General features: G+C 72.4%; 12 protein-coding genes. 11 read left to right on the top strand and 1 reads right to left on the bottom strand.

The features are described 5' to 3' along the window. Positions 1-115: 115 nt before the first annotated feature. Positions 116-553: an Lrp/AsnC family transcriptional regulator gene (locus ACIA3K_RS30960; RefSeq protein ID WP_357133590.1), complete on the bottom strand. Its 438-nt coding sequence runs from the start codon at positions 551-553 to the stop codon at positions 116-118. Between the two features lie 146 nt (positions 554-699). Between ACIA3K_RS30960 and ACIA3K_RS30955 the strand changes: the two genes are divergently transcribed. The 11 genes from ACIA3K_RS30955 to ACIA3K_RS30905 are packed head-to-tail and all read left to right on the top strand — an operon-like array spanning position 700 to position 11,252. Continuing rightward, a complete protein-coding gene (locus ACIA3K_RS30955) occupies positions 700-1,602 on the top strand; it encodes a tryptophan 2,3-dioxygenase (protein WP_396805291.1) in 903 nt (300 codons plus the stop codon). Between the two features lie 14 nt (positions 1,603-1,616). Then, positions 1,617-2,897, top strand: coding sequence for a kynureninase (kynU, locus tag ACIA3K_RS30950; RefSeq protein ID WP_396805289.1), 1,281 nt, complete (start codon positions 1,617-1,619; stop codon positions 2,895-2,897). Continuing rightward, the gene (locus tag ACIA3K_RS30945; RefSeq protein ID WP_396805287.1) at positions 2,894-4,231 is read left to right on the top strand and encodes an FAD-dependent oxidoreductase; all 1,338 of its coding nucleotides are present in this window, start codon (positions 2,894-2,896) and stop codon (positions 4,229-4,231) included. The genes kynU and ACIA3K_RS30945 overlap by 4 nt, the downstream gene beginning before the upstream one ends. A 23-nt stretch (positions 4,232-4,254) precedes the next feature. After that, complete coding sequence (locus ACIA3K_RS30940; protein WP_396805293.1) at positions 4,255-5,736, top strand: 2-hydroxymuconic semialdehyde dehydrogenase; 1,482 nt, start codon at positions 4,255-4,257, stop codon at positions 5,734-5,736. A 14-nt stretch (positions 5,737-5,750) separates the two neighbouring features. Next, on the top strand, positions 5,751-6,548 hold the full coding sequence (locus ACIA3K_RS30935) for a 2-keto-4-pentenoate hydratase (RefSeq protein WP_396805285.1): 798 nt from the start codon (positions 5,751-5,753) through the stop codon (positions 6,546-6,548). Further along, positions 6,545-7,477, top strand: coding sequence for an acetaldehyde dehydrogenase (acetylating) (locus tag ACIA3K_RS30930; RefSeq protein WP_396805283.1), 933 nt, complete (start codon positions 6,545-6,547; stop codon positions 7,475-7,477). Before ACIA3K_RS30935 ends, ACIA3K_RS30930 begins: the two co-directional genes overlap by 4 nt. Beyond that, positions 7,474-8,535, top strand: coding sequence for a 4-hydroxy-2-oxovalerate aldolase (gene dmpG, locus ACIA3K_RS30925; protein WP_396805281.1), 1,062 nt, complete (start codon positions 7,474-7,476; stop codon positions 8,533-8,535). The genes ACIA3K_RS30930 and dmpG overlap by 4 nt, the downstream gene beginning before the upstream one ends. Next, positions 8,532-9,305: a 2-keto-4-pentenoate hydratase gene (locus tag ACIA3K_RS30920; protein ID WP_396805279.1), complete on the top strand. Its 774-nt coding sequence runs from the start codon at positions 8,532-8,534 to the stop codon at positions 9,303-9,305. Before dmpG ends, ACIA3K_RS30920 begins: the two co-directional genes overlap by 4 nt. Continuing rightward, complete coding sequence (locus ACIA3K_RS30915; RefSeq protein ID WP_396805277.1) at positions 9,302-9,724, top strand: RidA family protein; 423 nt, start codon at positions 9,302-9,304, stop codon at positions 9,722-9,724. The genes ACIA3K_RS30920 and ACIA3K_RS30915 overlap by 4 nt, the downstream gene beginning before the upstream one ends. After that, positions 9,721-10,245, top strand: a complete 525-nt coding sequence (locus ACIA3K_RS30910; protein WP_396805275.1) for a 3-hydroxyanthranilate 3,4-dioxygenase — start codon at positions 9,721-9,723, stop codon at positions 10,243-10,245. Before ACIA3K_RS30915 ends, ACIA3K_RS30910 begins: the two co-directional genes overlap by 4 nt. Then, positions 10,245-11,252: an amidohydrolase family protein gene (locus tag ACIA3K_RS30905; RefSeq protein WP_396805273.1), complete on the top strand. Its 1,008-nt coding sequence runs from the start codon at positions 10,245-10,247 to the stop codon at positions 11,250-11,252. The genes ACIA3K_RS30910 and ACIA3K_RS30905 overlap by 1 nt, the downstream gene beginning before the upstream one ends. The last annotated feature ends 113 nt before the right edge of the window (positions 11,253-11,365 follow it).

Here is an 11,365-nt window from a genome sequence, read left to right as displayed (position 1 = left end):
TCGCATAGCCGGGCATTCCTCGTATTTCGGCAACAGCAAGTGCAAGATCGGCGCGGAGAGGTAGGGCGGGGCACCCGGGGGAGGGCGGGGCGCGGGGGGCGGGGGGGTGGCGGGGCTAGGGGTGGGGGGTTATGGGGTGCCAGGGGAGGGGGGAGGAGAGGACCATGGTGCTTGAGGGTTGGCCGTAGGGGGCGAGGCGGTCGATGACGGCCTCGAAGTCCCCGATCGAGCCGGCGGCGACCTTGAGCATGCTGCACGCGTCACCGGTGATCCGGTGGATCTCCAGGATCTCCGGCCAGTCGGACACCTCCGGGTCGTGCAGGATGCACCGCGACCCGTAACAGGACATCCTGATCAGGGCGACCACTGTGCGACCGGCCCGGGTCAGGTCGACGTGGGCGTGGTAGCCGGTGATCACCCCGGTCTCCTCGAGCCGGCGAACCCGCTCGGCGACCGCTGGTGGGGACAGGTGTACCCGGCGGGACAACTCGCTGAAGGAGAGCCGGGCGTCGGCCTGCAACTCGCGCAGCAGCGCCCAGTCCATGTCGTCCACGCTCGCACCTTACTTTCGTGAACCGGATTCGCCCAGCTGCCTTCCGTTCGCCAGGTCAGGACGGCAAGTGCCGTTGATCTGGCATTCCGTAGGCCGATCCCACCGCGAGATCATGACGTCGGCAGTTCGGGGAAGGGAGACGACTGGTGGAATCGACGGAGCGGCGGGCCTCGAACCGCGTCGCCACGGTGCGACCGGTGACCCCGCGACAACGGGCGGCCCGCGCCGCACGCAACGGCGGTGAGCCGACTCTCGAGTTCGCCGACCTGGTGCCGTACGACGCGTACGTGCGCGCCAGCGCGCTGCACCAGTTGCAGCAACCTCTCAGCGACGACCCCGGCGAGATGTCGTTCCTCATGGTCAGCCAGATCATGGAGCTGTACTTCGGGCTGACCTGCCACGAACTGCGCGAGACCCAGCGCCTGCTGCGCGCCGACCGGATCTGGGACGCGTTGGCCCCGCTGCGCCGGGCCACCCTGCACCTGGAGGGGTTGAACGCCGCCTGGCAGGGCCTGCGCTGGATGACCCCGGCCGACTTCAACCGGTTCCGCAACCTGCTCGGCGAGGGCAGCGGCTTCCAGTCCGCCATGTACCGGCACCTCGAGTTCCTGCTCGGGCTGCGCGACCCGGCGCTGATCCGCCCGTTCCGTCGGCAGGCCGAGGTGCACGCCGCCCTCAGCGCGGCGATGGCCGCCCCGAGTCTCTGGGACGACGTCGTCGCGCTGTTGGCCCGGCGCGGCTTCGACATCCCGGCCGGCGTGCTGGACCGCGACGTGGCGGTCGAACACGACCCGCAGCCGGAGGTCGAGGCCGCCTGGGTGCGGATCTACGCCGACAACGGCCCCGACAACCACCTGCGGCTGCTCGGCGAGGCGCTCAGCGGTGTCGCCGAGGAGTTCGGCGACTGGCGCTGGAACCACGTCAAGGCGGTGCAGCGGACGATGGGCGCGAAGGTCGGCAGCGGCGGTTCCGCCGGACTGGCGTGGCTGCAACGGAGCATGGCCCGGGTCGTCTTCCCGGAGCTGTGGTCGGCCCGCACCGCGATGTGACCGGAGAGCGAGACATGCACATTCCTGTTGACGAGGCGTACCGCCTCGACGAGGCCGACCCGGGTCACCGGCACCTCTTCCACGTGCCGCCCGCCGACGGCGGCGACCACAGCGAATCGGCGTACCTGGCCGGCAACTCGCTCGGTCTGCAACCCCGGGCCACGCGCGACGAACTCCTCGCCGACCTGGACGCCTGGGGACGGCTCGGCGTCGAGGGGCACCTGGAGGCCGAGCGCGCCTGGTTGCCGTACCACGAGCTGTTGACCGGCCCGGCCGCCCGACTGGTCGGCGCCCGGCCCGCGGAGGCCGTGGTGATGAACTCGCTCACCGTCAACCTGCACCTGCTGATGGTCAGCTTCTACCGCCCGGCCGGCACGCGTACCCGCATCGTCATCGAGGACAGCGCCTTCCCCTCGGACAGTTACGCGGTGCGCAGCCAGGCGAGGTTCCACGGCCTGGACCCGGACGACACTGTGGTCCGGCTGCGCCCCCGCCCCGGCGAGGACGCGCTGCGCACCGAGGACGTCACCGACTACCTGGCGGCCGAGGGCGACCGGGTGGCGCTGGTACTCCTCGGCGGCGTCAACTACCTGACCGGTGAGCTGCTGGACATCCCGGCGATCACGGCCGCCGGCCGCGCGGCGGGCGCGGTGGTCGGCTGGGATCTCGCCCACGCGGTCGGCAACGTGCCCCTCGCGTTGCACGACTGGGACGTCGACTTCGCGGCCTGGTGCTCGTACAAGTACCTGAACTCCGGTCCCGGGGCGTTGGCCGGCGTCTTCGTGCACGAGCGCCACCTCGGCGACCCCGACCTGCCTCGCTTCGAGGGCTGGTGGAGCACCGCGGCGGCCACCCGGTTCGAGATGACGCCGGTGTCCCGCCCACCGTCCACCGTGGAGGCGTGGCAGATCTCCAACCCGCCGATCTTCGCGATGGGTCCGGTGCGTACCTCGCTGGAGCTGTTCGACGCGGTCGGCATGCCGGCGCTGCGCGCCCGCAGCCTGCGCCTCACCGGCTGGCTGGAGTCGCTGCTCGACGAGGTCACCGCCGACCGACCGCTGCGGGTGGTCACTCCGCGCGACCCGGCGCGGCGGGGCTGCCAGCTCTCGGTCCGCATCGGCGCCGGCAGCGCCGCCGAGCTGACCAAACGCCTACGGTACGAACACGGCGTCATCGCCGACGCCCGGGAGCCGGACGTGGTCCGCTTCGCCCCGGTGCCGCTCTACTCGACGTACCTCGACTGTTGGCGGGCCGCCGCCGCGCTGGCCGCGACCGTGGGGCAGGTGAGCCCATGACGGCCCGGCGTGACGAGGTCGCGATCATCGGCGCCGGCCTGGCCGGGTGCCTGGCCGCCTGCTTCCTGGCCCGGCGGGGTTACCCGGTGGCCCTGTACGAGCGGCGGCCGGACCCGCGCGCCGGCACGGCCGAGCGCGGGCGTTCGATCAACCTGGCGCTCTCCGAGCGCGGGCTGGACGCGCTGCGCCGGATCGGCCTGGCCGAACAGGTGATGGCCGACGCCCTGCCGATGCGCGGCCGGATGATCCACCCGGTCGAGGGGGAGCCACAGTTCCAGTCGTACAGCGCGGCCGGCGACCGGGCGATCAACTCGATCAGCCGGGGCGCGTTGAACAACGCCCTGCTGGACGCCGCGACCGCGCTGCCCGGGGTACGGGTCGTCTTCGACCACCGTCTCGTCGGACTCGACCCGACCGACGGCTCGTTGAGCTTCGACACCCCGCAGGGCCCGGTCGCCGCCAAGGCGTCCGTGGTGCTGGGCGCGGATGGCGCGGGCTCCGCCGTACGCGGGCAGCTGCTGGCGCACGGGCTGCTGAGCGAGAGCGTGGACTTCCTCGACTACGGCTACAAGGAGCTGACGATCCCGCCGCTGGGCGGGGACTTCGCCCTCGATCCGGACGCCCTGCACATCTGGCCGCGCGGCACGTCGATGATGATCGCGCTGCCGAACCCGGACCGCTCGTTCACCTGCACGCTGTTCTGGCCCAACGAGGGCGCCGGCAGCTTCGCCGCCCTGGACGATCCGGCCGCGATCCGGGCGCACTTCGCCGAGCGGTACCCCGACGTGGTTCCCCTGGCCCCGGCCCTGGTGGACGACTACCAGCACAACCCGGTGGGTGTGCTCGGCACGGTCCGCAGCACGCCCTGGCAGGTCAACGGGACGGTCGGCCTGATCGGCGACGCCGCGCACGCCATCGTGCCGTTCTACGGCCAGGGCGCGAACTGCGCCTTCGAGGACGTCGTCGAGCTGGACCGCTGCCTCGACGAGTGCGCCGACGAGTGGACGGCGGCGCTGCCGCTGTTCCAGCGCCGCCGGCAGGAGAACGCCGAGGCCATCGCGCAGATGGCGTTGACCAACTTCGTGGAGATGCGGGACAAGGTCGCGTCACCGGTCTTCCAGGCACGGCGGCGGGTGGAGCACGCGCTGGAACGGGCCCTGCCCGGCCGGTACGTTTCGCAGTACGAGCTGGTGTCCTTCTCCACCACCCCGTACGCCGAGGTGCGCCGCCGGGTGCGCCGGCAGCACCGGGTGCTCGGCGCGGTCGCCGGTGGGGCGGCGCTGCTTTTGGCCGGCGCGATCACGGCGGTGCTCAACCGAGGGAGGCGCGCGTGAACCACCTCTGGGACCCGACGTTGATGACCGGCCACGCGCCGGCCGGGCTGCCGCGGCTGCGCAACTTCGTGGGCGGTGAGTTCGTCGACGTGGGGTCGACGTTCACCAAGGTCAGCCCGGTGACCGGGGAGCCGGTCTTCGAGGTGGCCGAGGCGTCGCGGTCCACCGTGGACGACGCGGTCGCCGCCGCCCGCGCGGCCCTGCGCGGGCCGTGGGGCCGGATGGGCGAGCGCGAGCGCGCCGAGGTGCTGCGCCGCGTCGCCGACGAGTTGGAGCGCCGCTTCGACGACCTGGTCACCGCCGAGGTCGCCGACACCGGCAAGTCCATCGCCCAGGCCCGTACGCTGGACATTCCGCGCGGCGCGGCGAACTTCCGGGCGTTCGCCGAGATCGTGGCGACCGCGCCCACCGAGTCGTTCACCACGGTCACCCCGACCGGTGGCCGGGCCCTCAACTACGCGGTCCGCAAGCCGGTCGGCGTGGTGGCGGTCATCGTGCCGTGGAACCTGCCGCTGCTGCTGCTCACCTGGAAGGTCGCCCCGGCGCTGGCCTGCGGTAACGCCGTCGTGGTCAAGCCCAGCGAGGAGACACCCGCCTCGGCGACGGTGCTGGCCGAGGTGATGGCCGCCGCCGGCGTACCCGAGGGTGTGTTCAACCTCGTGCACGGCTTCGGTCCGGACTCGGCGGGGGAGTTCCTGACCCGCCACCCGGGCGTGGACGCGATCACCTTCACGGGCGAGTCGGCCACCGGCGGCGCGATCATGCGGGCCGCCGCCGACGGGGTGAAGGCGGTCAGCTTCGAGCTGGGCGGCAAGAACGCCGGCCTGGTGTTCGCCGACGCCGACCTGGACGCGGCGATCGCCGGGTCCGTGCGGTCCAGCTTCACCAACGGCGGTCAGGTGTGCCTCTGCACCGAGCGCATCTACGTGCAGCGGCCGGTCTTCGAGGAGTTCACCGCCCGGCTGGCGAAGCGGGCCGGCGAGCTGGCGTACGGCTGGCCGACCGACGAGGCCACGGCCACCATGCCGCTCATCTCACCGCAGCACCGGGCCAAGGTGCTCGGCGCGTACGACCTGGCCCGGTCCGAGGGCGCCGAGGTGCTGACCGGCGGCGGTAAGCCCAGCTTCGGCGACGCCCGGGACGGCGGCTCGTACGTGCAGCCCACGGTGCTCGCCGGCCTCGGGGCGGACGCCCGCACCAACCGGGAGGAGATCTTCGGCCCGGTGGTGCACGTCGCGCCGTTCGACACCGAGGACGAGGCGTACGCCCTGGCCAACGGCACCGACTACGGCCTGGCGGCGACGGTGTGGACCCGGGACGTCGGTGTGGCGCACCGGGCCGGGGCGCGGCTGGACGCCGGCATCGTCTGGGTCAACACCTGGTTCCTGCGGGACCTGCGCACCCCGTTCGGCGGGGTGAAGGCGTCCGGCATCGGTCGGGAGGGCGGCGTGCACTCGCTGGACTTCTACTCCGAACTCACAAACGTCTGCGTGGACCTGTCGTGACCGGGGGAGTGAACGTGGAAGCCGACATCGAGGCCGCCAACCGGGAACTGGCCGAGGCCCGCACCAGCGGCAAGCCGTGCCCGCCGCTGCGCGGCCGGTTGCTGCCGGAGGGGGACGTCGAGTCCGCGTACCGCGTGCAGCAGCTCCAGACGCGGGCCTGGCAGGGCCGGGGCGAGCGCCGCGTCGGAGCGAAGATCGGGCTGACGTCCCGGGCGGTGCAGGAGACCTTCGGGGTGTTCCAGCCGGACTTCGGGATGCTGACCGACGAGATGGCCGTCGGCGACGGGGTCGAGGTGCCGATCGACCGGCTGCTCCAGCCGCGGGTCGAGGCGGAGATCGCGTTCGTGCTGAGCGACGACCTCGCCGAGGAGCGGATCACCACGGTCGACCTGATCCGCGCGGTCGACCACGTGCTGCCCGCCATCGAGATCGTCGACTCGCGGGTCGCCAACTGGGACATCTCCATCGTGGACACGGTCGCCGACAACGCCTCCAGCGGGCTGTTCGTGCTGGGCACCACGCCCTGCCGGCTCGCCGACGTCGACCTACGGCTGTGCGGCATGGTGCTGGAGCGCGCCGGTGAGCCGGTCTCCGTGGGCGCGGGCGCGGCCTGCCTGGGCAACCCGCTGCACGCCCTGCACTGGCTGGCCACCACCCTCGCCCGGGCCGGTGACCCGCTGCGGGCCGGGGACGTGGTGCTCTCCGGGGCGCTCGGCCCGATGGTCCCCGTCACCCCCGGGGCCGCGTACGAGGCCCGGATCTCCGGGCTCGGCTCGGTACGCACCTGCTTCAGCAAGGGGGTGTCCGCATGACCACCGGTGTGGCGGTGCTCGGTTCCGGAAACATCGGGACCGACCTGATGATCAAGGTTCTTCGGCTGAGTGACAGCCTGCGGATGGTGGCGATGGCCGGCATCGACCCGGCCTCCGACGGCCTGGCGCGGGCCCGCCGGCTCGGCGTCGCCACCACCGCCGACGGCGTGGACGGGCTCGTCGCGATGCCCGAGTTCGCCGACGTCGAGCTGGTCTTCGACGCCACCTCGGCCGGCGCGCACCGCCGTCACGACGAGGTGCTCCGGGCGCACGGCCGCACCGTGGTCGACCTGACCCCGGCCGCGATCGGCCCGTACGTGGTGCCGCCGGTGAACCTCGACGAGCACCTGCACGAGCCGAACGTCAACATGGTGACCTGCGGCGGCCAGGCGACCGTGCCGATCGTCGCCGCCGTCGGTCGGGTAACCCCGGTGGCGTACGGCGAGATCGTCGCGTCGATCGCCTCGAAGTCCGCGGGGCCGGGCACCCGGGCCAACATCGACGAGTTCACCGAGACCACGGCGCGAGCCATCGAGGTGGTCGGCGGGGCCGAGCGGGGCAAGGCCATCATCGTGCTGAACCCGGCGGACCCGCCGCTGCTCATGCGGGACACCGTCTACTGCCTCTGCCCGGACGCGGATGCCGACCGCGCCGCCATCGCCGCCTCGATCAGCGACATGGTGGCGACGGTGCAGGAGTACGTCCCCGGCTACCGGCTCAAGCAGGACGTGCAGTTCGACCGGGTGCAGGCGTACCTGCCGTCGCTCGGACGGCAGCTCACCGCCCTGCAGGTGTCGGTCTTCCTGGAGGTCTCCGGCGCGGGCCACTACCTCCCGGCGTACGCCGGGAATCTGGACATCATGACGTCGGCCGCGCTGCGGACCGCCGAGCGGCTGGTGGCCCTGCGCGCGACGGGAGCGGTGGCATGACCGACCTGTACATCCAGGACGTGACCCTGCGCGACGGTATGCACGCCATCGCCCACCGGTACACCGTCGAGCAGGTGCGCACGATCGCCGCCGCGCTGGACGCCGCCGGGGTGGCCGCCATCGAGGTCGCGCACGGCGACGGGCTCGCCGGGTCCAGCGTCAACTACGGCCACGGCGCGGCCAGCGACGCCGAGTGGATCTCCGCGGCCGCCGAGGTGCTGACCACGGCGAAGCTGACCACCCTGCTGCTGCCCGGCATCGGCACGATCGCCGACCTCAAGGCCGCCCAGGCGCTCGGGGTGACGAGCGTCCGCATCGCCACCCACTGCACGGAGGCGGACATCTCCGCCCAGCACATCTCCTGGGCCCGGGAGAACGGCATGGACGTGGCCGGTTTCCTGATGATGTCGCACATGAACGATCCGGCCGGGCTGGCCGGGCAGGCCAAACTCATGGAGTCGTACGGGGCGCACTGCGTCTACGTCACCGACTCCGGCGGCCGGCTGCTGATGTCCGACGTGGCGCAGCGGATCGACGCGTACCGGCAGGTCCTCGACCCGGAGACGCAGATCGGCATCCACGCGCACCACAACCTGTCCCTCGGCGTGGCGAACAGCGTGCTCGCCGTGGAGCACGGCCGGGTCCTCGGGTCCGCGCCGGCCGGCCCCGACGCGCCGCACGGCCGGACCGTGCGGGTGGACGCGTCGCTCGCCGGGATGGGCGCGGGCGCCGGCAACGCGCCGCTGGAGGTCTTCGTGGCGGTCGCCGAACTGCACGGCTGGAAGCACGGCTGTGACGTGTTCGCGCTGATGGACGCCGCCGACGACATCGTCCGCCCGTTGCAGGACCGGCCCGTCCAGGTGGACCGGGAGACGCTCTCCCTCGGGTACGCCGGGGTCTACTCCAGCTTCCTGCGGCACGCCGAGCGGGCCTCGGCGAAGTACGGCGTGGACGTGCGCTCGATCCTGGTCGAGTTGGGCCGGCGTCGGATGGTCGGCGGCCAGGAGGACATGATCGTGGACGTCGCACTCGACCTGGCCGGCAAGGAGCAATCATGATCGGAGCGGACATCGCGGGGATCGCCGAGAAGTTGGGCGCGGCGGCCGACACGGCCACCGCGATTCCGCAACTCGCCGCCGAGACCGGCCTCGACGTGGTCGCCGCGTACGCCGTGCAGGCCGCGCTGGCGCAGCGCCGGATCGACGCCGGCGAGCGGCTGGTCGGGCTGAAGATGGGGCTCACCAGCAAGGCGAAGATGGCCCAGGTCGGCGTGGACGAGGTGATCTGGGGACGGCTCACCGACGCGATGCGGGTACCCGACGGCGGCGCGGTCGACCCGGCCGCGTACATCCATCCCCGGGTCGAGCCGGAGGTGGCGTTCCTGCTGGACCGGCTGCCCGAGCCGGGTGAGCCGGTCGGCGACTTCGCCACGGCGGTGCGCGCGGTCGCTCCGGCCATCGAGCTGATCGACTCCCGGTACGCGGACTTCCGCTTCTCGCTGCCGGACGTCATCGCGGACAACACCTCGGCCGCCGCGTTCGTGATCGGCCCGTGGTCCCCGGTGCCGGCGGGCCTGGACAACCTGGGCGTGCTGCTGGAGGTCGACGGCCGGGTGGCCCAGGTCGGCTCGACGGCGGCGATCCTCGGCGATCCGCGCCGCGCGCTCGACGAGGGGATCCGACTGGCGGGCCGGCACGGGGTGCGACTGGAGTCGGGCTGGGTGTTCCTGGCCGGCGCGGCCACCGCCGCCGTCCCGCTGCGCCCGGGCGCGCACGTCCGCGCGGTCGTCGAGAAGCTCGGCACGGCGTCCCTGCGGGCGTCGTCGTGAGCGGGGTCGTCGTCGCCGGCAAGGCCGTCCCTCGGGGGGCCTTCCCGCACGTCAAGGTGGCGGGTGGGTTCGTCTTCGTCTCCGGTACGTCGTCCCGGCGGCCGGACAACAGCTTCGCCGGTGTGTCCGTGGACGAGTTCGGTACGACCGACCTGGACATCCGGGTGCAGACCCGGGCGGTCATCGAGAACATCGGCGACCTGCTGCGATCGGTCGGCGCGGACCTCACCGACCTCGTCCAGGTGACGTCGTACCTGGTCAACATGAACGACTTCGGTGGCTACAACGAGGTCTGGGCGGAGTTCTTCGACGCGTCCGGCCCGACCCGTACGACGGTGGCGGTGCACCAGCTGCCGCACCCGCACCTGCTCATCGAGATCCAGGCCGTGGCCCTTCTTCCCTCGGGAGGTCAGTCGTGAGTGAGATCGCCGAACCGTTCAGCTTTCCGGGCTGGATCGCGGATAACCAGCACCTGCTGAAGCCTCCGGTGGGCAACAAGGAGATGTTCCCCGGCGGGGACGACTTCATCGTGATGGTGGTGGGCGGCCCCAACCAGCGCACCGACTTCCACGTGGACCCGTACGAGGAGTTCTTCTACCAGGTCAAGGGCAACATGCACGTCAACCTGATGACCCCGCAGGGGCCGCGTACGGTGCACGTGCGCGAGGGTCAGATGTGGATGTTGCCGCGCAACACCCCGCACTCGCCACAGCGGCCGGAGGCCGGCTCGATCGGTGTGGTCGTGGAGCGGGTCCGCGAGGAGGGCACGCTGGAGACGTTCCAGTGGTACTGCCCGGAGTGCGGGCACAAGGTGCACGAGGTGGAGTTGCAGGTGCGCGACATCGCGGCCGACCTGCCGCCGGTGTTCCAGGCGTTCTACGCGGACGAGTCGGCGCGTACCTGCGCGAACTGCGGCACCCTGCACCCGGGCAAGGGCTGATGCCCGCTGGTGTGGTCGACGTGCACACGCACGTCGTACCGAAGGGATGGCCGGACCTCGGCGCGGCGTGCGGTGGGTCCGGCTGGCCGTGGTTGCGGGTGGACTCCGAGCGCGCCGCCATGATCATGGTGGGGGAGACGGAGTTCCGGCCGATCGGCGCCGAGTGCTGGGACGCGTCGCGCCGACTGGCCGACATGGACGCCGACGGTGTCGCCGTACAGGTGGTGTCGCCGACGCCGGTCTTCTTCAGCTACGACCGCCCGGCCGACCAGGCCGTGAAGGTCGCCCGGATCTTCAACGACCTGACCCTGGAGGTCACCGCGGCCGGCGGCGATCGGCTGGTGCCGTTCTGCCAGGTGCCCCTTCAGGACCCGGACGCCGCCTGCGCCGAGCTGGACCGCAGCCTGGCGGCCGGGCACGTGGGCGTGGAGATCGGCAACCACGTGGGCGACCGGGACCTGGACGACGCCGGCGTGGTGACGTTCCTGCAGCACTGCGCCGAGGTGGGCGCCCCGGTCTTCGTCCACCCCTGGGACATGCCGGGCAGCCCCCGGCTGGACCGCTGGATGGCCCGCTGGCTCACCGGGATGCCCGCCGAGACGCACCTGTCGGTGCTCGCGATGATCCTGGGCGGCGTCTTCGACCGGGTGCCTGAGGCGCTGCGGATCTGCTTCGCGCACGGCGGGGGCAGCTTCCCGTTCTGGCTCGGCCGCGCCGACAACGCCTGGCACCGCCGTGGCGACCTGGTCCGGGGCGCGTCCGCCGCCCCGCCGAGCAGCTACGTCGACCGGTTCAGCGTCGACTCGGTGGTCTTCACGCCGCCGGCTCTGCGGCTGCTGGTCGACACGCTGGGGGAGGACCGCGTGCTGGTGGGCAGCGACTACCCGTACCCGCTGGGGGAGCGGCCCGTCGGCGCGGTGGTCGACGCGGCCGACTTCCTCACCGACGCCCAGCGCGACAAGCTCCGATCCACCAACGCCCTGCGCTTCCTGCACGGGCGGCGCTGACGCGACCGGAGACTGTCCCGGCGCTCGGTCGTCCTGCTGGCGGTCCGCCGGCGCCGGGCGGGCCGGGCGGATTCCGGAGCTGCCGCAGCGACCCACGCCGTGTCGGCCCGCCG

This window comes from Micromonospora sp. NPDC051543 (genome assembly GCF_044454415.1).
In the GTDB taxonomy this organism is placed as follows: domain Bacteria; phylum Actinomycetota; class Actinomycetes; order Mycobacteriales; family Micromonosporaceae; genus Micromonospora.
The sequence above is the reverse complement of the archived record's forward strand: the minus strand, read 5'-3'. Positions and strand labels throughout refer to the sequence as shown.